Below are 21918 nucleotides of genomic sequence, written 5' to 3'. Positions count from 1 at the left end.
TCAGCGGGTGAGACGGGTGAGCGCGGCGGCGAGCAGCAGCGGAACGCCGTGGCGCATCCGTTCCACCCGCTCGGTGACCTGGTCGCGGCGCACGGCGTTCTTGACCAAGAGCGCGGACGCGGCGGCCTGCTTGTAGCGGACGAGGGCGTCGAACCAGCCCAGGTCCGCCACCGGTTCGCCGCTCGCCGTCTCGTAGACGGCCAGCAGCTCGTCGGGTTCCAGGGCGGGGGCATCGGGTGCGACTGCCGTCGGGTGCTCGGGGTCGGACATCAGCCGCAGCCATGCGAGGTCCAGCCGCGGATCGCCGACCGACCAGATCTCCCAGTCGATCACCGCGCGGATCTGCGCGCCGACGCACTGCATGTTGCCCAGTCGCCAGTCGCCGTGCAGCACCGCGGGCCGCAACGGCGCCGGGAGCGCCGCGGTGAGCCGGCTCCGGCACTCCGACTCGGCCTGTGCGGCGGCCGGTTCGAGCTCGCACGTGGCCAGTGCCGCGCACCATCGCTCGACCTCGGCCTGCGGCGACACCGCTTCCTCCGCGATGCCCAGCTCGGCGGCGCCGACGGTGTGCAGCGCCGCCAGCATGCGGGCGGCGGCCGCGCCCCGCTCGCGCACCTCGGCGGCAGGCGGACGCCGTGTGAGCTCGGTGTGGCGGGGTTCGTAACTCTCGCCTTCCGCGAAGGACATGACGAACAGCGGCGGTACGTCCGGCGGCTCGCCGGAGTCGGTCCCCAGCACCTTCGGCACGGCCACGTCCGCCACCGCGGTGAGCGCGGTGAGCGCACGGGCCTGGCGCAGCACGTCCCGGTTGCGGACCGGGGGGAGGCCGGGCGGGGCGACCTTCACGACGACGCGGACGCCCGCGTCCGTGGTGGCGGCGTAGGTGAGGCTGGAGTTGCCGCCGGGCAGCGGTGCCAGGTCGCGTACGGGCCGGCCGACCGCCCTCGTCGCGCGTCGTACGACGTCGGAAGGATCGGCGATGCCGATCCGCGGGCGTACCGCTGGTCGTCCGTCGGGCATGCCTGCTCCGTCCGTCGTGATCGCTGAGGGAGCCGGACGCGGACCGTCCGGAATGCCGTTCTGGATGGTCGGCCCCTAAAACGTATACTCTTTTATGCGGTGAGTCCACGGCAAGGCCGTCGGAGCGGCCGCCCGCTCGGAGGAGGAAACGTGTCGGACGAGGTAGTTGTCGAGCGCCACGGCGCCGTCCAGGTCATCACGATCAACCGCCCGGAGGCGAAGAACGCACTCAATGGCGCCGTGGCCGCCGGGGTGGCGGCGGCGGTCGACGAGCTGGACGAGTCGGACGACCTGCGGGTCGGCGTGCTCACCGGCACGGGCGGGACGTTCTCCGCCGGGATGGACCTGAAGGCGTGGCTGCGCGGGGACAGTCCACTGATCAAGGGCCGCGGGGTGTGCGGCATTACGGTGACGCCGCCGCGCAAGCCGCTGATCGGCGCGGTCGAAGGCTGGGCGCTGGCCGGCGGGTTCGAGCTGCTCCTCGCGTGCGACCTCGTCGTCGCGGCGCGTACCGCGCGCTTCGGAGTGCCGGAGACGACGCGGTCGCTGATCGCGGCCGGGGGTGCGGCGCTGCTGCTGCCCCGGCGCGTCCCCTTCGCCATCGCGCTCGAACTGCTGCTCACGGGGGAGCCGTTCGGGGCGGAACGGGCGGCCGAGGTCGGTCTGGTGAACCGGCTGACCGACGAGGGCGGGGCCCTGGAGGGCGCGCTGCGGCTCGGTCGGACCATCGCGGCCAACGGTCCCCTCGCCGTCGCGGCGACCAAGCGGATCGCCCGGTCGAGCGCCGACTGGACGCTGGACGAGGGCTGGGCGAAGCAGACCGAGATCGCCGACCCGGTGTTCGCGTCGGAGGACGCCAAGGAGGGAGCCAGGGCGTTCGCCGAAAAGCGGGCACCGGTCTGGAAGGGCCGCTGAGGTCCCGCAGGACCTCGCGAGAGCCGCAAAATTCACCCTGTGCTCGGGGATTGCCGTTCTCGGCGGTGCGATGGCATGGTGAGGGAAACCTCGAAAGAGGAGCCTCAATAGGGCGCGACGGCGGAAGCCCGGCGCTGTGCGGGACTTGGGGAGCTGTCGCCGGAGCTCTGCCGGGAGACCGGCCACCCGCCGCGCCACCCTTCCCGGAGAGGAACCGCGATGAGCGCGACGCTCGAGCCCGAGGGCACCTACGAAGGCGTGCCCGCGTACTACTTCGACAACACCGCCGGCGGCCCGGTCCTGAGCCACCAGCGCCGATGGGACGAGATCGCCCGCACCCACTCCGGGTTCAGGAGCAGCATCGCGCGCGGCTACTGGGTCGTCACGGACGGCGGGGCGGTGCAGGCGGCGCTGCAGGACTGGCGGACGTTCTCGAACACGTCGGTGACGGCTCTCGATCCCGACCCGAAGTTCCTGTGGATCCCGGAGATGCTGGACCCGCCGCTGCACACCGAGTGGCGGCGCCTGCTGGGCCGCGAGTTCTCGCCCAAGTCGATCGCCGCCCGGGAGCCGGAGATCCGGCGGGTCGCGGTCGAGATGATCGACCGGCTGAAGGACAGTGGCGGGGCCGACGTGCTCGACGAGTTCGCACGCAGGTTCCCGACCCTGATCTTCATGCGCCTGATGGGCCTGCCCGAGGAGGACCTGAACACGTTCCTCGACTGGGTGCACAACATGCTGCACCTGTCCTACGAACAGGACCCGGACCGGAGCAGGCAGCTGGCGGCGATCACCGCCGTGTCGGCCTACTTCGAGGAGCAGATCGCCCTGCGGCGGCAGGCCCCGCGGGACGACCTGCTGTCCCGCGCGATGACGTGGGAGATCGACGGCGAACCGATCAGCGACCGGGACATGCACGCGTTCTGCGTCCTGATGTTCCAGGCCGGCCTCGACACGGTCCCGATCTCGATCGGCTGGGCGCTGTACCACTTCGCCAGTCACCCGGAGCACCGCAAGGCGATCGTCGCCGACCCCTCGCTCATCCCGACGGCCGTCGAGGAGACCCTCCGCGTCTACTCGTTCGTCGTCCCGGCCCGCAAAGCGACCAAGGACGTCGAGATCGGCGGCTGCCCGGTCAAGTCCGGCGAGATGGTGATGCTGCCGCTCGCGGTCAGCAACCGTGACCCCGAGCGGTACGAGAACCCGCTGAAGGTGGACCTGGACCGCAAGGTGAGCAACCACATCGCCTTCGGTTCCGGCCCGCACCGCTGCCTGGGCTCGCACCTCGCCCGGCTCGAACTGAACGTGGCGGTCGAGGAGTGGCACAGGCGCATCCCGGACTACCGGATCGCCGACGGCCAGGGCCTGGAGCAGACCGGCAACATGTACGGCATCAAGTCGCTCCGGCTCGAGTGGTGAACGCGGTGACGACACACCCCCTCAGCGCTGCCGACTTCTACCACACGGGCATCGTCGTACCGGATCTCGAGGCGGCCATGGCCCGCATGAGCGAGGTCGCGGGATATCGGTGGACGGAAATCGTGGCCTACGAAATGCCGGTGCGCCTGGCGGAAGGCGAGCGGGTGCTGCTTCTGCGTTTCGCCTACTCGCTCGACGCCCCGCACCTCGAACTGGTGCAGGAGATCCCCGGCACCCCCTGGTCGACGGCACCGCAGGGCGCGGCACATCACCTGGGCTACTTCTGCGACGACGTCGCGACCACGTCGAAGCGGCTCGAAGCGGCGGGATTCGCCCTGGAAGCCTGCGCCACGGTCGATGGCACGCCGTCGATCTTCGCCTATCACCTGGCCCCCTCCGGCATCCGCGTCGAGATCGTGGAGCGCGAACGGATTCCGGACTTCGCCGCCTACCTGCGCGAGAGGACGCCGGAGCCACAGGACTCCTAAATAGAGTGTCCTCTTTATGTTCTGGCGGGGTATCGTGTCCGGAGAGCTCGGCCGAATCGACCGCAATCGTGGAGGAGCCAGGTGACCCTCACGTTCACCGAGGAGCAGGAAGAGCTGCGGGCGTCGTTGCGACGCTTCCTGACGGACAAGTCGCCGAGCGAGGCCGTACGTCGGTGGATGGAGGCCGAGGAGGGCCACGATCCCGCGCTGTGGCGACAGATGGCCGAACAGCTCGGGCTGCAGGGCATCGCGCTGCCGGAGGAGTACGGCGGGGCGGGCGGCGGCCCGGTCGAACTGGGGATCGTGCTGGAGGAGATGGGGCGGGCGCTGCTGCCCTCGCCGTTCTTCGCGACGGTGGCCCTGGCCGGCCAGGCGCTCGCCGCCTCCGGCGACGACGCGGCCAAGTCGCGGTGGCTGCCCGGCATCGCCGCCGGCTCGCTGACCGCGACCGTCGCCATCGCGGAGGAGAGCGGCTCGTGGAGGCTTGAGGACGTCGCGGCCACGGCGACGACGGCCCCCGGCGGAGGCTGGACGGTGTCCGGTACCAAGATGTTCGTCATCGACGGCCACACGGCCGGCCTGCTGCTCGTGGTCGCGCGCACCGGCGCAGGGCCGGGGCTGTTCGCCGTCGAGAGCGACGCGGCCGGGATGACCCGGACCCGGCTCGACGCGCTCGACCCGACGCGACGGCTGGGCCGGATCGACCTCGACGGCACCCCGGCCGTGCGGGTCGGGCCGGACGGCGGGGCGGATGCCGCGCCGGCGTTCCTGCGGGAGGCGCTCGATCTGGCGGTGGTCGCCCTGGCCGCCGAGCAGGTCGGCGGGGCGCAGGCGTGCCTGGACACGGCGGTGGAGTACGCGAAGATCCGGGTGCAGTTCGACCGGCCGATCGGGTCGTTCCAGGCCATCAAGCACAAGTGCGCGGACATGCTGCTCGCGGTCGAGGCCGCACGATCGGCCACGTACCATGCCGCGTCGGTGGCGGCCGAGGGCTCGGCCGAGCTGCCGGTGGCCGCGGCGCTGGCCGGGGCGTACTGCTCGGAGGCCTGCACCCACGCGGCCAAGGAGAACATCCAGATCCACGGAGGCATCGGCTACACGTGGGAACACGACGCGCACCTGTACCTGAAGCGGGCCAAGTCGTCCGAGCAGTTGTTCGGGGCGCCCGCGGCGCACCGGGCCCGTCTGGCCGACCTGGTCGGGATCTGAGGGGGCACAGGTGACATCGACGACCGTGCGGAACCGGCACGACGACGCGCTCGAGACCGACGACGAGTTCCGGGCACGCCTGCGGACCTTCCTGACCGGGAACCACCCCGGCCGCCGGCCCAAGGACCCCAGCGAGCGCCTGGCCTGGCGCAAGGCGTGGCTGGCCACGCTCTTCGACGCCGGGTACGCCGGCCCCAGCTGGCCGCGTGAGTACGGCGGGATGGAGCTGAGCTTCGCCCGGCAGGTGATCTACCAGGAGGAGTACGCGAAGGCCAGGGTGCCGGGGCCGCTGGGCACCGGGCTCGGCATCGCCGCCCCCACCCTCATCAAGTACGGCACGACGGAGCAGAAGGAGCGCTTCCTGCGCCCCATGCTGCGCGGCGACACGGTGTGGGCCCAGGGCTACTCCGAACCGGAGGCCGGTTCGGACCTCCCGGCGCTGCGCACGACGGCCCGGCGTGAGGGCGACGAGTACGTCGTCAACGGACAGAAGGTGTGGAACAGCGCGGCCGACCTGGCCGACATCATCTTCACCCTGGTCCGCACCGGCACCCGCGAGTCACGGCAGCAGGGCATCACCTATCTGCTGATCGACGCGCACGCACCCGGCGTCACCGTGCGGCCGCTGCGCGACCTGACCGGGGACGCGCACTTCTGCGAGATCTTCTTCAACGACGTACGCGTGCCGGTCTCCCACCGCATCGGCGAGGAGAACGGCGGGTGGCCGCTCGTACGCACGAGCCTCGGCCACGAACGCGCCGCCGGGACGATGAACCAGGCCGCGATGTACCGGCGCGTGCTCGACGAGCTGATCGAGCTGGCCCATGAGCGCCGGGCGACCGCGGATCCGCTGGTGCGCGACCGGCTGGCGGACTTCGAGGTGCGGGTGCGGATCATGCGCTACACCGGGATGCGGACGATCTCCGACATCATGGCCAAGGGCGAGCCGGGTCCGGCGTCGTCGACGTCGAGGCTGTTCACCGTGACCTTCGAGCAGGACCTGCACGAGTTCGCCGTCGAGATGCTCGGCTCCCACGGGGTGCTCGGCCGGCACGATCCGCACGCCGTGCAACGGGGGCGCTGGGTATGGGGTTTCCTGCGCACCCGGGCATCGACGATCGGGGCCGGTACCGCGGAGATCCAGCGCAACACCATCGCCGAGCAACTGCTGGGCCTGCCCCGCGACCCGGCCATGCCCCCCATGGTGAGGTCGCAGTGAGGGCCGCGCGCTGTACGGAGTACGGGCCGCCGAGCGGAATCTCCGTCGTCGAAGTCGACGACCCCGAGCCGGGCCCGGGGGAGGTCCTGGTCCAGGTGCACGCCGCGGCGGTCAACTACCCCGACGTGCTGATCGCTGCGAATCGCTACCAGGTCTCCGCGCCCCTGCCCTTCACGCCCGGCAGTGAGTTCGCCGGTGTCGTCACCGCTCTGGGGCCCGGGGTGTCCGGGCCGGCGGTGGGCTCGCCCGTGGCCGGGGCGGTGCTCAGCGGTGCGTTCGCCGAGCAGGTCGTGGCGCCCCTCGCGGCGCTGCGCCCGGTCCCCGACGGCCTCGACATGGTGCATGCCGCCGCGTTCCACGTGACCTACAACACCGCCTACCACGCTCTCGTGACGGTCGGCGGTGCCACGGCGGGGGAATGGGTGGCGGTGCTCGGCGCCGCCGGCGGGGTCGGCACGGCCACGGTCGACGTCGCCAAGCGGCTGGGGTTGCGCGTCGTCGCGGCCGCGTCGAGCGAGGACCGGCTCGCGGTCGCGCGCAAGCTCGGTGCCGACGCCGGGATCGACTACGTCCGGGAGGACTTCAAGGCCCGGATCCGTGAGCTGACGGGCGGAGAGGGCGCCCACCTCGCGATCGACCCGGTCGGCGGCGACTACGCGGAGGCCGCCCTGCGTGCGTTGCGGCGGGACGGCCGGTTCGTCACGGTCGGCTATGCCGACGGGCGCATTCCCCGTGTCCCGCTGAACCTCGTACTGCTCAAGAACCTGGTCGTACGGGGATTCGAGGCGCGGACCATTCGCCAGACCGACCCGGATGCCACGGCCGCGGCCGCGAGCGCCCTCGCAGGCATGGTTCGTGACGGGCTGCGCCCCCTCGTCTCCCGCGTGCATCCCCTCTCCGATGTCGCGGTCGCGCTGACCGACGTGGCCGAACGCCGGACCACCGGAAAGATCGTCCTCGACATGGAGGCCGGGTCATGAGCAGTCCCGCCGAAGCGGCATCGACGGGCGGGCCGCTCGCCGGCCGACGCGCCGTGGTGTCCGGGGCGGCCAGTGGAATCGGTGCGGCCGCCACGGCCTCGTTCCTCGCGGCCGGGGCGGAGGTCGTCGGTCTGTTCCACGCGACGCCGCCCCCGGACGACCTCAGGGAACGGTGTGCCTGGGTGGCGTGCGACGCGCGCGACCGCCGCTCGGTCGATACGGCTTTCGAGCAGGCCACGTCGATCCTGGGCGGTCTCGACGTGCTGCTCCACGCGGCGGGTTCTTGGCGGCCGGGTACGCCTGAGTCACTGTCCGACGACGAACTCGACCTGGTCCTCGACATCAATCTCCGGTCGACGGTCCTCACCAATCAGGCGGCGTTCGCGCGCATGCGTCACGGCGGCGGGCAGATCATCAACCTCGGATCGGCCGAGGGGGTCCGTGGGAATCCCCTGGCGCCGCACTACGCGGTGGCGAAGGCCGGCGTCCACGCGTGGACCCGGTCGGTGGCTGCGGCGTGGGGGAGATTCGGGGTCACGGTCAACGCCCTGGCGCCGGCGGTCGGCACGCAGGGCGCCGAACGGCTGTGGGAGCACCTCGGCCCGGAGCGTGCCGCCGCGTTCAAGGAGCGCTTGCGGACGACCATGCCACTGCGGGGTGAACTCGGTGACCCGGAGACGGATCTCGGGCCCGTCATGGTGTTCCTGGCCGGCACCGGGGCGCGGTTCATGACCGGTCAGCTGATCGCTGTGGACGGTGGACTGCAGATGCTCGGCGCCTGACCTGACGCCGCAGTGTCGCTCACCCAGACACCGGATTTAGTCTCCTCTTCTTGAGGTGTGGATGAACATGAATCGACTCGACGTCGATGAGCGGCCTGGTGTGTCGGTCGGTCTCGAGCACCTGAGCCTTCGCGAGGAACCCTTGTCCGTCTTTGTCGAGGCAGCCGCCGCGGGCGGCGCCGAGACCGTTTGTCTGAGCGTCGCACACCCCGGTGTTCACGATCGGCGGGTGTTGCGTGAGACTCTCTCGCAGCTGGATGCGCTGAATCTCTCGGTGGCCATGGGGGACGGATTCCTTCTCGCGCCCGAAGAGGGGCTGGACGGTCTGAGGCGCAAGCTGGACGTCCTTGCGGAACTGGGCGCCCCCTTGGCCAACACCTGCGCGTTCGAGCCCGACGCGGGTCTGCGGCGCGGGCCGGGTCACATCGAGGACCTCCTGGGCGAGTTCTGCCAGGTCGCCCGAACCGCTCAGGTGGACGTGCTCATCGAGTTCACACCGCTCTCGCACGTGCCCTCTCTGGCGGCGGCGGTCGAACTGGTGGAACGGCTTGACCAGCCGAACCTCAGGATTCTCGTCGACACGCTCCATCTCGCGCGGGCCGGAGAAGGCCCGGACGACGTCCGGAACGTGGATCGCCGGCTCTTCGGATACTGCCAGCTGAGCGACGGCCCCCGTGTTTCCGAGAGCCTTTCCGCCTACCTGGATGAGGCCGTCAACGAGCGAGCCATTCCCGGGGACGGAGAGTTTCCGCTGGGGGAAGTGCTGTCCTTCCTGCCCCGGGGCATCACCGTCAGCGCTGAAGTTCCGCTTCGTGGACTCAAGCAGGCCGGAATCTCGCCGAAAGAGCGTGCCCGCCGGATTCTTGACGGGAGCCGGCGCCTCGTGGCCCGCGCTTGGATGTGAGTGACGACTGACGGACGCCTTAATTGAGTATACTCTGTTGGTCGGCGTGGTGATCTGGCGTGACGGATCCGCGCGCGAAAGGGAGGGATCGGAGTGATGGTCCGCACGGACGAGCGCGTCGTGGCGGGGACCGCCGCCGCCGAGCTGCGGACCTACCTCGACACGGTGGTGCCGGGGTATCGCGCGCAGTGGGGTGCCGGCGAGTCCTTCGAGGCGGCGCTGGCCTGGCAGCGGCTGCTCGCCAAGGGCGGCTGGGCCGCGCCGTCCTGGCCGGTCCACGCCGGCGGGCGTGGCCTCGACGTGGTCGACCGGATCGCCTGCGACGCCGAACTCGCGCGCGTGGACGCCCCGATGCCCGCGGGTGTGCTGGGGCTCGACAACGTGGGACCGGCCCTGATCCTGTTCGGCGACGAGACGCAGCGCGCGTCCCTGCCGCGCATCCTGAACGGCGAGGAGATCTGGTGCCAGGGCTTCAGCGAGCCCGGCGCCGGCAGCGACCTGGCCGGGCTCGGCACCCGGGCCGAGCCGCTGGGCGCCGACGGGGCCGACGGGTTCGTCGTCAACGGCCAGAAGGCGTGGACGTCGGCGGGGATGCACGGCACGCACATCATGCTGCTGGTCCGTACCGACCCGCGCCCCCCCAAACGCGAGGGCATCTCGGTACTGCTCGTGCCGATGGACGCACCGGGCGTCGACCGCCGCCCGGTGCGTCGGCTCACCGGCGAGCCGGACTTCGCCGAGGTGTTCTTCAACGACGTGCGGGTGCCCCGCTCCGCGCTGCTCGGCCCCCTGAACGAGGGGTGGCGGGTCACCATGACGACGCTGGGCTACGAGCGCTCGGGCGTGATCTCGACGGCCGCCGCGCTGCAGCGCGAGGTGGAGATCCTGGTACGGGATCTGCGCATCACCGACCCGCTCCTGCGTGACGAGGTCGTACGCCGCTGGATGGACGCCCGCCTCACCGGCCTGCTCGGGGCGCGCGCCCTCGCCGCACTCGGCGAAGGCGGCACACCGGGTGCCGCCCAGTCGGTCATCAAGCCGGCATGGAGCCGGACCACCTCCGAGCTCGCGGAGACACTGCTGCGCGTCCAGCGCTCGGACGGCCTGCTCGCGGACAACCCTGCCGTGCACCGCTTCCTGCGCAGCCGCTCGGCGACGATCGCCGCGGGCACCACGGAGATCATGAAGAACCTCCTTGCCGAGCAGGTGCTCGGCCTGCCGAAGGGCTGATCACGTGGCAGTTCGCGACCCGGTGCCGGTGCCGGTGCCGGTGGCGGCGTCAGAGGCCGATCCGGGACGGACCCGGGCCGGGGATGTGACACAGGCTCTGAGCAATCGAGGAGGATCTGCGATGACGAGTATCGAGGAGAAGCCGGCCGAGCGGTTCGGCGTGCTGACCGACGAGGCGATCGAGCGGTCCCGCCGCCGCCTCGGCATCCCCAATCCGCAGCGCAACCCGCCGCACAACTACGAGGTGACCTGGGACGGCGTACGGCACTTCGCGTACGGCTACGGCGACGACAACCCGCTCTACTGCGACCCCGGGTACGCCTCGGGCACCCGCTGGAGCGAGCTGGTCGCGCCGCCGACGTTCCTGTACACGATGGGCGAGGACGCCGCTCCGAAACCGGACCCGGAGACCAAGGCGCTGCTGCGGGGCGACCCGTTCGCCGGACTGGGGTCGTACCAGGCGGTCATGGAGTTCGAATGGTGGCGGCCGCTGCGGCTGGGCGACCGCTGCCGGATGCTGCAGACCCAGGTGGGCGTGCAGCCCAAGCGCAGCAGTTTCGGCGGACGCACCGCGCACGTCACCCACGACTACCTCTACACCAACGGCGACGGCGAGATGCACGCGCTGCGGCGAGGCACGTGGATCAACGCCGAGCGGCACACGTCGAGGAAGCGGGCGAAGGAGACGCTCGAGCAACCGCCCTACACGCCCGAGCAACTCGCCGAGATCGACGCGGCGTACGCGGCCGAGACCAGGCGCGGCGCCGAGCCGCGGTACTGGGAGGACGTCGAGATCGGCGAGGCGCTGCCCGCCAAGGTGAAGGGTCCGCTGACCACCACGGACGTGGTCGTCTGGCACCTCGGCTGGGGAATGCAGCTCACCCCTCCGGGAGCGTTCGGGATCGCCGCGCGCATCCGCCGCAAGGCCCCGGGGCTCTACCCGCCCAACAGGCTGAACATCCCGGACACCGTCCAGCGCCTGCACTGGGAGCCCGAGCGCGCCACGGAACTCGGCCTGCCGAACTCCTACGACTACGGCGGCATGCGCGAGACGTGGCTGTGCCATCTGCTCACCGACTGGATCGGCGACGACGGGTGGCTGTGGAAACTGCGCTGCGAGCACCGCAAGTTCAACTACCTGGGCGACACCACCTGGGTGCGCGGCGAGGTCGTGGACAAGAGGCAGGCCGACGGCCGCAACGAGGTGCATCTGGCGGTGCGTTGCGAGAACCAGCGGGGCGAGGTCACCACGCCGGGCACGGCGGTCGTCCTGCTGCCGACCCGCGACCGCGTCGTGGAACTGCCGGCGCCGCCCGCCCCGGACCTGCCCGGGATGGTGGCGCACGAACTGGCCCGGTTCAGCGTCGCCGACTGAGCGCCGCTCAGTGCCACCACGGCACGAGCGCGTCCAGATGCCGGCGCATCCGGTGCCGGGCGACTCCGGCGTCCGACCCGAGGATCGCGTCGAGGATGCGCTGGTGCACGTGCTGGACCTCCTCGGCCGCCGCGTCGCCCGGCAACTGGCGGTCCTGGCCGGCCGCGTGCCTGCGGAACAGCTCGGTGATGATGCCCAGGAACAGCGACAGCACGGGATTGCCGGACAGTTCGGCCAGCTCGGAGTGGAACAGATCGGCCTTGCGCGGATCGTCGGCCGGCCCCTCGGTGGTCCAGCGGACGGCGGCGGCGAGACGCTCGGCCACTTCCTGGTCGCCCTCGGCGTGCCGGGCGGTCACCCGGGCGACGGTGCCCAGTTCCAGGGCGTCGCGCACGGTCCGCAGATCGTCGGCCGTGACGCCCTGGTACTCCAGGAAGAGCGCCATCGTGTCGATGCTGGCCTGCGGCTCCGGTTCGGTGACGATGAGCCCGCCGCCGGGGCCGCGGCGCATCCGGGCCACCGCGTGGTACTCCAGCAGCCGGACGGCCTCGCGCAGCACCGCCCGGCTGATGCCGTAGCGGGCGAGCAGATCGGCCTCCGAGCCGAGCACCGAGCCGACCTGCCAGCCGCGCGCGGCGATGTCGTCGTGGATCCAGGACGCTACGACCTCGGCGAGCTTGGCCCGCGGCCCCTCGGACACCTCCGGCTCGATCACGTTGCCCGCGATCCGCGTGCGGCGCACCCGGTGCTTCTCGATCCAGGCGGCCACCCACTCCAGGTGTGCGGTGAGCGCCGTCTGGGCGCGGGCGCCGTCGCCGGCCACCACGGCGTCGACGATCGCCTGATGCGCCTCGTACGACTCCTCCGCGGAGGCCACCAGCTCGGCCTTGGCGATCCGGCGGGAGGTGTGCGCGTACCGCGCGGTGAGCCGGGTGAGCACGTCGATGAAGAGGTGCAGCACAGGATTCCCCGACAGTCTGCCGAGCACCGGGTGCAGGGGGTCGTGCGACTCGACGCCCTGGTCCTCACGGTGCGCGCGCTCGTCGTCGAGGGTGGCACGCAGCGTCTCGATGCCCTCCTCGGTGATCCGGTCGGCGGCCAGGCCGGCGGCGATCGGTTCGAGCAGGAGACGGGCGTGGAGCAGGTCCGTGACGCTGGTGCCGACGTACTCGAGGTAGATCACGATGGACCGGGTGGCCGGGCCCGCGTCGGGTGCGCAGACGATCAGACCGCCGCCCGGTCCCCGGCGCATCCGGGCGACCTGGTGGTGCTCGACCAGCCGCACCGCCTCACGCAGCACCGAACGGCTCACCGAGAAGCGCTCGCGCAGTTCCAGCTCCGAGCCGAGCGACTCGTCGACGGGCCAGCCCCGGCGCATCACGTCCGCTTCGATACGGTGCGCGATCTGCGCGGCGAGCTTGCCGACCGGGGCTTCGCTCCCGCTCGCGGCGAGGTCCGACTCCCGCTCGCCGTCGGCGGGTTCGAGGTCGGCGGCAGTCGCCATGTGGCCAGCTCCTCAGAAGACGTTGCGTATCCTCAGTATATGTGGCCGACATGGCGCCGCCGTGCACGTCAGGCAGGCCGACCGGACTGAAATGTCGGGTTGCGGGTACTGTTTTCCGGCCCCGTTCCGCGGAGGACGGCGTGGCGTGGAAGACGGCTCACCGCGGTGCGAAGCGCTGCCCGGCGTCGAGGCGCAGACACTGCCCGTTGAGCATGGGGTTGTCGACCACGGCGAGCACCAGTTTGGCGTACTCCTCCGGGCGACCCATGCGCTTGGGGAACGCGGCGTCCTTCACCAGCGCGGCCCTCGTCTCGGCCGGGACCCTTTCCAGTGCGCCCGTGTCGAACAGGCTCGGCGCGATCGCCAGCACGCGGATGCCCAGCGAGCCCAGGTCGCGGGCCATCGTGAGGCTCATTCCGGCGATGGCGGCTTTTGCGGCACTGTAGGCGACCTGGCCGATCTGGCCCTCGAACGCGGCGATGGAGGCCGTGTTGACGATGACCCCGCGTTCACCGGTCACCTCGGGGTCCTCGGGTTCGTTCCGGCTCATGTGCGCCGCGGCGAGCCGACTGATGTTGAACGTCGCGACCGCGTTGAGGTCGAGGACCTGGCGGAAGGCCGTCAGGTCGTGCGGGCCCTCTTTGGTGAGGGTGCGCATGGCCCTGCCGCCGCCCGCGGTGGTGACGGCGACGTGCAGCCCGCCCAGGCCCTCGACGGCCGCGGCGAGTGCCTGCTCGGTCCCGTCGAAGTCGGTGACGTCGACCGGGTGGAAACCGCCGCCGAACGCGGCTGCGACCTCGGCGCCGGCGGAGCCGGGGCGGTCCAGCACGGCCACGTCGGCGCCCCGGGCCGCGAGCAGTTCGGCGGTGGCCCGGCCCATGCCGGACGCCCCGCCGAACACCACCGCCTTCTTGCCTTTGATCTCCACTGACAATCCTCTCGTTCCTCGAACGCTCCACGAGGGCTGACGGTCACCCGCTCAGACCGGCACCGGGGACCGCCGGATCAGCTCGCACAGCCGTTCCCGATGGATCCCGGCGTCGCCGTACAGCACGCCGTCGGTCTTCGCCCGGCGCAGGTAGAGGTGCAGGTCGTGCTCCCAGGTGAAGCCGATCCCGCCGTGCAGTTGCAGCGACTCGCCCGCGACGTGCCCGGTCGCCGCGCTCGTGTACGACGCGGCGACGCACGCGGCCCGGGCGGCGTCCGCGGTGCCGGCGTCGGCGGCCATCGCCGCGTAGTGGGTGGCGGCCCGGATGCCGTGGACGAGCAGCGCCATCGTGGCGCACTTGTGCTGGACCGCCTGGAAGGTGCCCAGCGGCCGGCCGAACTGGACACGTGTCTTCATGTACTCGACGGTCATCCCGAGCAGACGGTCCAGGACGCCGAGGGTCTCGGCCGACAGCAGGACCGACGCGTCGTCGAGCAGCCGCTGGATGTCGGTGGCGCCGCCGTGCAGGCGGCGGTCCGGGGAGACCCGGACGCCGTCGAACCGGACCTCGCAGAACGTGCGGGTCAGGTCGAGGACCTTCTGCCGCCGGACGGTGACGCCGGGCGCGTCCCGGTCGACGAGAAACGATGCCGGTGCGCCCTCGTGTCGCGCGGTCACCAGCAGCCAGCGCGCCCCGTCGGCGTCCTGCACCGCCGTCTTGACGCCGTCGAGCACGACGGCGTCGGCATCGGTGCGCGCGGTGGTGTGCACGCCGTCGAGCGTCCACGGCGAGCGGTGTTCGGCGAAGGCCCAGGTGGCCCAGGCGGTGCCCGCGGCCAGGGAGGGCAGCACGTCCGCCCGCAGCCGCTCCGAACCGCCGCGGGCCAGCGCCTGTCCGACGAGCGCGGTGGGCAGGAAGGGCCCCCGTGCCGCGGCCCGGCCGATCTCCTCGGCGACCAGGGCGAGTTCGACCAGCCCCTGGCCGGCGCCGCCGTACTCCTCGGGCAGGGCGAGCCCGGGCCACCCGACCTCGGCCGCCGACCGCCACAGCGCCGGGTCGACCTCCGCGTCCTGGTCCGGTTGCGCCCGCAGCGCCTCCGTCGGAGCACGGTCGCGGAGCAGGTCGCGCGAGGCTGCGCGCAGCATCGCCTGCTCCTCGCTGAGTTCGAAGTCCACCAGTCACCACCCAGGTCGGAACGTCGCCGTGCCGGTTACGGTGTCGCAGTGAAGAAAGTATCCTCTTTTATGGATCAGGTCGAGCTGCTTCCTTGGTAAAGGTGGTTACGTCTGATTCGATCACGTGGTTAGAGTAGCCCCATAAGGCAGGACGACCGTGGCTCTCGACGAAGGGCGGATGGCGATGCGGCTGGAGTCCACGCCGGAGCTGGAGGCGTTCCGGAAGCGGGTGCGGGCGTTCGTCGCCGAGCACGCGCCCGGCGTCAAGAAGCACGCGGGCGTGCGCGCACCCGAGCCCGCGCTGATGCCGGCGATCCGGGAGTGGACGGCGAAGCTGTACGAGGCGGGCTTCCTCGGCATCGACTGGCCGGGGGAGTACGGCGGTCGGCCCGACGCTCATCCCCTCGAACCCTTCGTCGTCGCCGAGGAGATCGCCCGCGCCCGCACCTGGCCGCCCGTCGGGGCGGCGGCGCTGGCGTCGGCCGCGCTGATCGAGTTCGGCAGCGACGAGCAGCGGGCGCGCTTTCTGCCCCGCATCCGCACCTGTGCGGACGTGTGGTGCCAGTTGTTCAGCGAACCGGGCGCGGGCAGCGACCTGGCCGCGCTGCGGACACGGGCGCGTCGCGAGGGCGAGGGCGACGACGCGGTGTACGTCGTCGACGGTCAGAAGGTCTGGACGACCAACGGCCAGTACGCCGACATGGGTTACCTCCTTGCGCGTACCGACCCGGACGCCCCCCGGCACCGGGGCATCACGGCGTTCGCACTGGACATGCGCAGCCCGGGCGTCGAAGTCCGGCCGCTGCGCGAGATCACCGGGACCACCGACTTCAACGAGGTCTTCCTCGACGGCGTCCGGATCCCGGCGGCCCACGTCATCGGCGAGGTGAACGCGGGCTGGCGGGTGGCGATGAGCAGCCTCGGCCACGAGCGCTCCGGTGTGGCCGCGCGCGGCGTGGAGCTGTTCGCCGCGCTCGACGACCTGCTGCGGCTCGCCGAGGGGACGTCGGTCGGCGGGCAGCCCGCCCTCGAGGACTCCGCCACCCGGCAGGACATCGGCGAACTGGCCACGCGGGTGTACGTCAACGCCGCGATGGGCGCACTCGCCCAGTCACGGACGCTGCACCGCACCGAGCAGCCCGCCGACGCCCCGGTCGGCAAGATCTTCTTCAGCGAGCTCAACCACGATCTGACCGCCTTCGGCATGCGGCTGCAGGGCCCGGACGGAATCCTCACCGAGGGCGACCCGGACGTCGCCGCGGACGGCTGGTGGCAGGACGCGTACCTGTACGCGCGCGCCTACACGATCGCCGGCGGCGCCAACGAGGTCCTGCGGACGCAGATCGCGGAGCGGGGGCTGGGGCTGCCCCGGGAGCCTCGCGGGGGAGCGGGACGTGGCTGACAGCGTGATCCTCCAGGAGTTGTTCGGCCGGCTCGCGGTCCTGGGCGCCACCGCGGTGCTGGCCGTGACCCTGGGCCTGGTGGCCGGCCGACACCTCGAACCCGCCACCGTGCCAAGGCGGTTGGTCCGCCGGGTGCGCTGGCTGAACACCCACGGACCTGTCGTTCTCGCGTGCGGTGTCGCCCTCACGCTGGCGTCTTTGTTCGGCCTGGCGATGGCGCATGCCTGAGGGCCGCCTCGCCCGCCCCGGGGCCGGGTTCGTGCTCCTGGAAACCGACGGAGAGGGCGCGCAGCGCCCCGTCCAGGGTCTCGCCCGGGTCCGAGTCGTCGTACCGCAGCCACTGCTCGTAGGCGGCGACGGCGGCGCCCAGGCAGGCGTGGGCGATCACCTGGGGCAGCAGAGCCTGGGCCGCCCGGCCGAGACGGCCGGCGGCGAACTCCGCGACGACGGCCCGCCATTCGGCGTACCGGAGCGTGGCGTCGTCGCCCCCCGCATCCTGGGCCTGGCCGACTCCGGCTCCTGGATCTCGCGGCTCCCCGACATCCGCGGGCGGGCCCGGTGACGGGGGATGCCGCCGAGACCGTACGACGATGGCTGCGCGCCCTCGGCGACCTCGCACCGCCTCCGATCGCCCCCGGATGCCCGTTCCTCGACTGGGCCGCATCCGGAGGCATGGCCCTGACCGGTGAGGCGGACGGCCCGCCCGACCTCTCACCCGCACCGATGCTGTCCCTGATCGGCGCCGTCCGCAGTGCCCTGTCCCGGCTGGGCGCCGACATCGGGCCCGGCCTCCTGCTCGGCGGCAGGGCGGGCGCCATGAACCTGACCCGGCGGGGCCGCACGTCCGCGGGCGGCGCGAGCCGGCTGCTTCCCGCGGCCGACGGATGGCTGGCGGTGACGCTCAGCCGCCCGGACGACGTCGACCTCGTCCCCGCGATGCTGGGCCGCGCCGACGTGTCCGACCACTGGCAGGACCTCGCCACTGCCGTACGCGCCGCCCCCGCACGGGAGTTCGCCGCGCGCATCCGCATGCTCGGCGTCCCCGCGGCAGCTCTGCCGACCGCACCTTCCCCGGTCTCCGCGCCGTGGAAGGTCACCTCGATCGCCGCGCCCCACAGGACCGACCGGCCCCTCGTCGTCGACCTCTCCTCCCTGTGGGCCGGCCCCCTGTGCGCCCACCTGCTCGGCCGGGCCGGCGCCCGAGTGGTCAAGGTGGAGAGCACCCGACGGCCCGACGGGGCGCGGTCCGGGAACCGGCGGTTCTACGACTGGCTGCACGCCGGCCACGAGAGCGTCGCCGTGGACTTCACCTCCGCCGCGGGACGCGCGGCGCTCGCCCGACTGGTGGACGCCGCCGACGTGGTGATCGAGGCGTCCAGGCCCCGCGCGCTCGCTCAGTTGGGCCTGGCCCCGGAACACCTCGACCACCGTCCCGGCAAGGTGTGGGTCGGCATCACGGGATACGGTCGCGGTCGGCCCGACCGGGTCGCCTTCGGGGACGACGCGGCGGTGGCCGGCGGGCTGGTCGGCCGGCACGAGGGGCGGCCGGTTTTCTGTGCCGACGCGATCGCGGACCCACTGACGGGGCTGGTCGCCGCACTGGGCGCACTGGGCTCGCTGGCCGGTGGAGGCGGACGGCTGATCGACGTCTCGATGCGGGACGTCGCGGCGGCCTTCGCCGGGGCCGGGCCGGGCTGCCCCGGGCCGCACCCGATACGGACGGACGCGGCCGGGCCGGTGGTGGTCGAATGCGGGCGGACCGGCCGCTCGCAGCCGGTGCTCCCTCCGCGCGCACCGGTCCCCGGAGGGACGGCGGCTCCACCGGGCCGCGACACCGGACCACTGCTCGCCGAACTGCACGACCGGTGACGGCCGTTCTGGCTCGGCCCGCTCAGATTGGCCGCTCAGACTCGGCCCGTTCAGTCCGGGTCGTTGAGATCTGCCCGTTCAGACTCGGCCCGCTCAGGCTCCGTGCACGATGCGCCCGTCGATCAGCGTGGCGCGCACGTGTCGGGCGTCAGGCGCGCGCAGTGCGTCCGCCAGCGGCCGGTCCAGCAGAACGAGGTCCGCGGGCCCACCCACCGCGATCTCCCGCGGTGGACCCCCGGCATCGTGCAGCGGCGAGAGCATCCCGCGCAGCACCGCCCCGGCCGGCACCCGCTCCCCGGGGCCGAGCACCCGCCCGGACGGCGTCAGCCGCTCGGCCGCGGCCCGCAGCCCCGCCCAGGGATCGGGGTCCCCGTACGGGGCGTCGCTGCCGGCCGCCACCTTGACGCCCGCCCGCAGCAGTCCGGCGTACCGCCACAGGTCAGGCCGGTCCTCGGGCTCGACACGCGCCCAGTAGTCGTCGCCGCGCAGGGCCACCAGCGTCGGCTGGGTGACCACCCGGATTCCGCGTGCCGCCAGCTCCTTCGCCGCGGACAGGTCGGCCACGGCACAGTGCTCGACACGGTCGCCGTCCATCACGCCGGCCTGGTCGAAGGCCGCCAGGGTCAAGGCCAGCGCCGTCCGGGTCACGCAGTGCACGGCGACCGGACGCCCGCCCGTGTGGGCCCGTTCCATCCGGCCGGCCAGGTCGTCGAGGTCCGGCAGGGCGTGGTCGGCGACGACCAGCTTGACCGGCCCGACGCTCAGGCGCGGGTGGGCCGGCACGTCCGCATCGGCCGCCATCACCATGACGTGCTGGGGGAGTTCGTCCCGTCGTACGGCTTCGGCCACGACCTGGGCGGCGCCCGCGTCCGGCGTGGCGTCCGCGACGTGGGTGACTCCGAGCGCGGCCAGCCGTGTGCCCACGACCCGCAGGGACGGCGGCCGCCCGCCGAGTGCGTCCCGCAGCCAGGCGTCCGCACGCCACAGCCGGCCGGTCGGCCGACCGGCACGGTCGCGCTCGACGCCCTCGTGCGAGGCCGCCCCGGCCCCGAGCCGTTCTAGTCCTGCCGAGTTGACCACCCACAGCGCACCGGACCGATGCTGCACCCGCACCGGCACCGCGCGGCTCCAAGCGTCCAGGGTGTCCCGGTCCAGGTCACCGTGGACCACCTCGTCGTAGTCCACCACCCGCACCCACCCGTCCTCACCCGGCACCGCCCCGCCGAGCAGCGCGGCGAAGCCCTCGCGGGAGGCGGCGGACAGGTCGAGTGAGGCGTCGCGGGCCGCCGTCGCCGCGAGGTGCAGATGGTGGTCCGCCAGGCCGGGCAGCAGGGTCCCGCCGTCTCCTCGTACGACCGACTCGGCCGAGCCCGCCCGCAGTTGAAGTCCGATCTGCGTCACCACACCGCCGCTGATCCGGCAGTCGACCAGGCGGCCCCGGAGCTCCACGCCGCGCAGCAGCACGTCACCCGTCATGGCCCTCGACCTCGTCCACCAGCCCCCACCGCAAGGCGGTCGCGGCGTCGACGCGGGTCCCGCTCAGCATCATCCATGCCGCCCGCCACCGGCCGATGCGCCGCGGCACGCTCACCGTCCCGCCGGCGCCGGGCACCAGGCCCATCGCCACCTCGGGCAGGAGGAAGAACGCGTCGGGCGAGGCCACCACGCGACCGGCGAAGGCGGCCATCTCGATGCCGGCGCCCACCGCCGCCCCGTGCACCCGGACCGTCACCCGCTCCCGCATCCGGTCGAGCAGCCGCCACGGCGCCCGCTCCAGCCGCACCAGGTACGCCGCGACGAGATCCGTCGCCGTACCGAACTCGGCCAGGTCGCCTCCGCTGCAGAACACCGGCCCGGCGCCGGTCAGTTCGACCTCGTCGACCGTGTCGTCGAGAGCGGCGATGTGCAGCGCCTCGAACAGCTCCTCCCGCATCCGGAAGCTGAACGCGTTCCGTCGCTCCGGACGGTCCAGCAGGACCGACAGCGTGCCGCCGTCCCGCCGTACGCGCACCAGCGGCAGGTCCGATTCCGCGGGACGGGCCGCCCCCCGTCCGGCGAGCCAGGCCGCGAACTCCGTCCCACCGAGCAGCATCGAGTACGCCGCGGCCTCGGCCGCCAGGCCTTGAAGCGTGCCGAGCGTCGGTGTCTGGCGCAGCAACTGCCCCAGGGCAATGCTCGCCCGGGGGTGACGCTCGACGATGTCGGCCAGCTCCTCGAACGCCTTCCGCGGATCCGCCACGGACACCAGCTGCCGGGCGTCGGTGTCGGTGTCGGCGCTGCCGTCTGCGTCGGCTTCGACGTGCGGTGCGGCCAGTGTCAGGGTCAGCGCCTCCAGCAGGGGCCGCAGCCGGTCCGGCGGCCGCCGGGTGGCGATGCCCACGGTCGGCGACAAGGACTCGGTCACGCGGGCGGCGGCGGCCGCGACGCGGCTCGGGTCGGCGCCGTGCCAGTCGTCGAGAACCAGGTGCCGCAACGGGTTCCCCGGGTGCCCGTCAGGACGGAGCAGCAGCCCCTCGTCGATGTCCACGTGGCATGTCTACCCCCGCAACACAGGCGGGCGCACCCCTGACGGGCGAACGTGTCCGCGTGCCGACAGCGGGCGCGCGGCTGGGAAAGGTGCTGGTCAGCCTTACCCCGCAGACAGACAGGGACGGGGTGCCGGCCACGGGACCGGTTGCGGTGGGTCCGGACGCTTTTCACGGTGAGCGCAGGAACAGCGTTTTGGAAAGGAACGTGCGCTGCTCGTACCGGTCGGCACTGCCGCTGCCACGGGCGACATCCACGGAGAGGCCGCGGACCGTGCCGCCGTCGCACGGTCCGCGCCTGCGGCGGACGCGGTCGTGGAACGGCTCGACGCGCTGGAGAGAGCGGACCGCGGTGACGTGTTCGCCCCGCTCGTCGAGGCGGTGGAGTCCATCGCCGTGACGGAGGGCCGTCGCCTCGACCCGGCAGAGGCAGCCGCGTACGAAGACACCGTACGGACCGCGCACGCTGCTGTTCAGCAGCGGTTGGCCTCCTCCGTTCCGGAGGCCGCGGCTGCCGATCCGCTCTCGGACCTGTCGGCCACGGTCAAGGCGGCGGTCGACGGACTGCTGGAGTCACTCACCTCGCTGGACAGGGGCGCCGTACCGGGCGTCTTCACAGGACTGGTGACGCCGGTGATCGACCTGGTCACGGGAGTGCTGGGCGGCGGAGTGCCCGAGCTGTCCGCCGTATCCGAGCCGTCGGCAGTGCCCGAGCTGTCCGCCGTATCCGAGCCGTCGGCAGTGCCTGAGCCGTCCGCGGTGTCCGAGCCGTCCGCAGTGCCGGAGCCGTCCGCAGTGCCTGAGCCGGCCCCAGTGCCTGAGCCGTCCGCGGTGTCCGAGCCGTCAGCGGTGTCCCAGCTGTTCGGAGTGTCCGAGCTGTTCGGAGTGTCCGAGCTGTCCGCACTGCTTGCGGCACACTTCCCGGCGGTGGCACCGCCGACCGGCTGAGTCGCGGGCACGACGCGGCAACGC

General features: G+C 72.5%; 21 protein-coding genes. 14 read left to right on the top strand and 7 right to left on the bottom strand.

Translation table 11 applies throughout. The annotated features are described in order from the left end of the window. Nucleotides 1-1020 carry a phosphotransferase family protein gene (locus tag ADK57_RS35110; RefSeq protein WP_053753716.1) on the bottom strand — a complete coding sequence of 340 codons (1020 nt, stop codon included), beginning with the start codon at nt 1018-1020 and terminating at the stop codon, nt 1-3. Between the two features lie 150 nt (nt 1021-1170). Here ADK57_RS35110 and ADK57_RS35105 point away from each other — a divergent pair, with 150 nt between their 5' ends. From ADK57_RS35105 to ADK57_RS35060, 10 genes are all read left to right on the top strand, one after another. Continuing rightward, on the top strand, nt 1171-1935 hold the full coding sequence (locus ADK57_RS35105) for a crotonase/enoyl-CoA hydratase family protein (protein WP_053753715.1): 765 nt from the start codon (nt 1171-1173) through the stop codon (nt 1933-1935). Between the two features lie 219 nt (nt 1936-2154). Next, nucleotides 2155-3354 carry a cytochrome P450 gene (locus ADK57_RS35100; protein WP_053753714.1) on the top strand — a complete coding sequence of 400 codons (1200 nt, stop codon included), beginning with the start codon at nt 2155-2157 and terminating at the stop codon, nt 3352-3354. Nucleotides 3355-3359: 5 nt separating this feature from the next. Continuing rightward, nucleotides 3360-3842 (top strand): VOC family protein, encoded by a 483-nt coding sequence (locus tag ADK57_RS35095; protein ID WP_234390509.1) that lies wholly within the window; start codon nt 3360-3362, stop codon nt 3840-3842. Between the two features lie 81 nt (nt 3843-3923). Further along, complete coding sequence (locus tag ADK57_RS35090) at nt 3924-5051, top strand: acyl-CoA dehydrogenase family protein (RefSeq protein WP_053753712.1); 1128 nt, start codon at nt 3924-3926, stop codon at nt 5049-5051. 10 nt (nt 5052-5061) lie between these two features. Then, the gene (locus ADK57_RS35085) at nt 5062-6270 is read left to right on the top strand and encodes an acyl-CoA dehydrogenase family protein (RefSeq protein WP_234390508.1); all 1209 of its coding nucleotides are present in this window, start codon (nt 5062-5064) and stop codon (nt 6268-6270) included. Next, nucleotides 6267-7250 (top strand): NADPH:quinone oxidoreductase family protein, encoded by a 984-nt coding sequence (locus ADK57_RS35080; RefSeq protein ID WP_053753710.1) that lies wholly within the window; start codon nt 6267-6269, stop codon nt 7248-7250. The genes ADK57_RS35085 and ADK57_RS35080 overlap by 4 nt, the downstream gene beginning before the upstream one ends. After that, nucleotides 7247-8032 carry an SDR family NAD(P)-dependent oxidoreductase gene (locus ADK57_RS35075; protein ID WP_053753709.1) on the top strand — a complete coding sequence of 262 codons (786 nt, stop codon included), beginning with the start codon at nt 7247-7249 and terminating at the stop codon, nt 8030-8032. The genes ADK57_RS35080 and ADK57_RS35075 overlap by 4 nt, the downstream gene beginning before the upstream one ends. A 67-nt stretch (nt 8033-8099) precedes the next feature. After that, complete coding sequence (locus ADK57_RS35070; protein WP_159050206.1) at nt 8100-8936, top strand: sugar phosphate isomerase/epimerase family protein; 837 nt, start codon at nt 8100-8102, stop codon at nt 8934-8936. 96 nt (nt 8937-9032) lie between these two features. Further along, nucleotides 9033-10166 (top strand): acyl-CoA dehydrogenase family protein, encoded by a 1134-nt coding sequence (locus ADK57_RS35065; protein ID WP_053753707.1) that lies wholly within the window; start codon nt 9033-9035, stop codon nt 10164-10166. A gap of 121 nt (nt 10167-10287) precedes the next feature. Next, nucleotides 10288-11541, top strand: coding sequence for an FAS1-like dehydratase domain-containing protein (locus ADK57_RS35060; RefSeq protein ID WP_053753706.1), 1254 nt, complete (start codon nt 10288-10290; stop codon nt 11539-11541). A 7-nt stretch (nt 11542-11548) separates the two neighbouring features. Here the strand turns inward: ADK57_RS35060 and ADK57_RS35055 are convergent, their stop codons facing one another. The 3 genes from ADK57_RS35055 to ADK57_RS35045 all read right to left on the bottom strand — a co-directional run bounded on the left by ADK57_RS35055 (nt 11549) and on the right by ADK57_RS35045 (nt 15149). After that, complete coding sequence (locus ADK57_RS35055) at nt 11549-13045, bottom strand: FadR/GntR family transcriptional regulator (RefSeq protein ID WP_053753705.1); 1497 nt, start codon at nt 13043-13045, stop codon at nt 11549-11551. Nucleotides 13046-13202: 157 nt separating this feature from the next. Continuing rightward, entirely contained in the window at nt 13203-13973 is a 771-nt protein-coding gene (locus ADK57_RS35050; RefSeq protein ID WP_053753704.1) for an SDR family NAD(P)-dependent oxidoreductase, read from the bottom strand. Nucleotides 13974-14024: 51 nt separating this feature from the next. Then, the gene (locus ADK57_RS35045) at nt 14025-15149 is read right to left on the bottom strand and encodes an acyl-CoA dehydrogenase family protein (protein ID WP_053753703.1); all 1125 of its coding nucleotides are present in this window, start codon (nt 15147-15149) and stop codon (nt 14025-14027) included. Nucleotides 15150-15306: 157 nt separating this feature from the next. Between ADK57_RS35045 and ADK57_RS35040 the strand changes: the two genes are divergently transcribed. Both ADK57_RS35040 and ADK57_RS35035 read left to right on the top strand, forming a co-directional pair. Continuing rightward, entirely contained in the window at nt 15307-16551 is a 1245-nt protein-coding gene (locus tag ADK57_RS35040; protein WP_234390507.1) for an acyl-CoA dehydrogenase family protein, read from the top strand. Further along, nucleotides 16544-16780 carry a hypothetical protein gene (locus tag ADK57_RS35035; protein ID WP_053753702.1) on the top strand — a complete coding sequence of 79 codons (237 nt, stop codon included), beginning with the start codon at nt 16544-16546 and terminating at the stop codon, nt 16778-16780. Before ADK57_RS35040 ends, ADK57_RS35035 begins: the two co-directional genes overlap by 8 nt. Here ADK57_RS35035 and ADK57_RS52635 read toward each other — a convergent pair. Next, nucleotides 16737-17216: a hypothetical protein gene (locus ADK57_RS52635; protein WP_159050205.1), complete on the bottom strand. Its 480-nt coding sequence runs from the start codon at nt 17214-17216 to the stop codon at nt 16737-16739. The genes ADK57_RS35035 and ADK57_RS52635 overlap by 44 nt on opposite strands. On the opposite strand from ADK57_RS52635, the gene ADK57_RS35025 reads away from it, so the two are divergent. Next, on the top strand, nt 17111-18421 hold the full coding sequence (locus ADK57_RS35025) for a CoA transferase (protein ID WP_053753700.1): 1311 nt from the start codon (nt 17111-17113) through the stop codon (nt 18419-18421). The genes ADK57_RS52635 and ADK57_RS35025 overlap by 106 nt on opposite strands. Before the next feature lie 93 nt (nt 18422-18514). Here the strand turns inward: ADK57_RS35025 and ADK57_RS35020 are convergent, their stop codons facing one another. Both ADK57_RS35020 and ADK57_RS35015 read right to left on the bottom strand, forming a co-directional pair. Then, the gene (locus ADK57_RS35020) at nt 18515-19897 is read right to left on the bottom strand and encodes an amidohydrolase family protein (RefSeq protein ID WP_053753699.1); all 1383 of its coding nucleotides are present in this window, start codon (nt 19895-19897) and stop codon (nt 18515-18517) included. Further along, complete coding sequence (locus ADK57_RS35015) at nt 19887-20948, bottom strand: enoyl-CoA hydratase/isomerase family protein (protein ID WP_053753698.1); 1062 nt, start codon at nt 20946-20948, stop codon at nt 19887-19889. Before ADK57_RS35015 ends, ADK57_RS35020 begins: the two co-directional genes overlap by 11 nt. A gap of 313 nt (nt 20949-21261) precedes the next feature. On the opposite strand from ADK57_RS35015, the gene ADK57_RS35010 reads away from it, so the two are divergent. Continuing rightward, nucleotides 21262-21894 carry a hypothetical protein gene (locus ADK57_RS35010; protein WP_053753697.1) on the top strand — a complete coding sequence of 211 codons (633 nt, stop codon included), beginning with the start codon at nt 21262-21264 and terminating at the stop codon, nt 21892-21894. Nucleotides 21895-21918: the final 24 nt, after the last annotated feature.

The organism is Streptomyces sp. MMG1533, from assembly GCF_001279775.1.
Taxonomy (GTDB): Bacteria; Actinomycetota; Actinomycetes; order Streptomycetales; family Streptomycetaceae; genus Streptomyces.
The sequence above is the reverse complement of the archived record's forward strand: the minus strand, read 5'-3'. Positions and strand labels throughout refer to the sequence as shown.

Excerpts from the sequence above, each read along its gene's own strand:
- ADK57_RS35110 (WP_053753716.1), bottom strand. The coding sequence starts at position 1,020 with ATGCCCGACGGACGACCAGCGGTACGCCCGCGGATCGGCATCGCCGAT.
- ADK57_RS35100 (WP_053753714.1), top strand. The coding sequence starts at position 2,155 with ATGAGCGCGACGCTCGAGCCCGAGGGCACCTACGAAGGCGTGCCCGCG.
- ADK57_RS35075 (WP_053753709.1), top strand. The coding sequence starts at position 7,247 with ATGAGCAGTCCCGCCGAAGCGGCATCGACGGGCGGGCCGCTCGCCGGC.
- ADK57_RS35070 (WP_159050206.1), top strand. The coding sequence starts at position 8,100 with ATGAATCGACTCGACGTCGATGAGCGGCCTGGTGTGTCGGTCGGTCTC.
- ADK57_RS35065 (WP_053753707.1), top strand. The coding sequence starts at position 9,033 with ATGGTCCGCACGGACGAGCGCGTCGTGGCGGGGACCGCCGCCGCCGAG.
- ADK57_RS35060 (WP_053753706.1), top strand. The coding sequence starts at position 10,288 with ATGACGAGTATCGAGGAGAAGCCGGCCGAGCGGTTCGGCGTGCTGACC.
- ADK57_RS35055 (WP_053753705.1), bottom strand. The coding sequence starts at position 13,045 with ATGGCGACTGCCGCCGACCTCGAACCCGCCGACGGCGAGCGGGAGTCG.
- ADK57_RS52635 (WP_159050205.1), bottom strand. The coding sequence starts at position 17,216 with ATGCGGCCCAGTCGAGGAACGGGCATCCGGGGGCGATCGGAGGCGGTG.
- ADK57_RS35020 (WP_053753699.1), bottom strand. The coding sequence starts at position 19,897 with ATGACGGGTGACGTGCTGCTGCGCGGCGTGGAGCTCCGGGGCCGCCTG.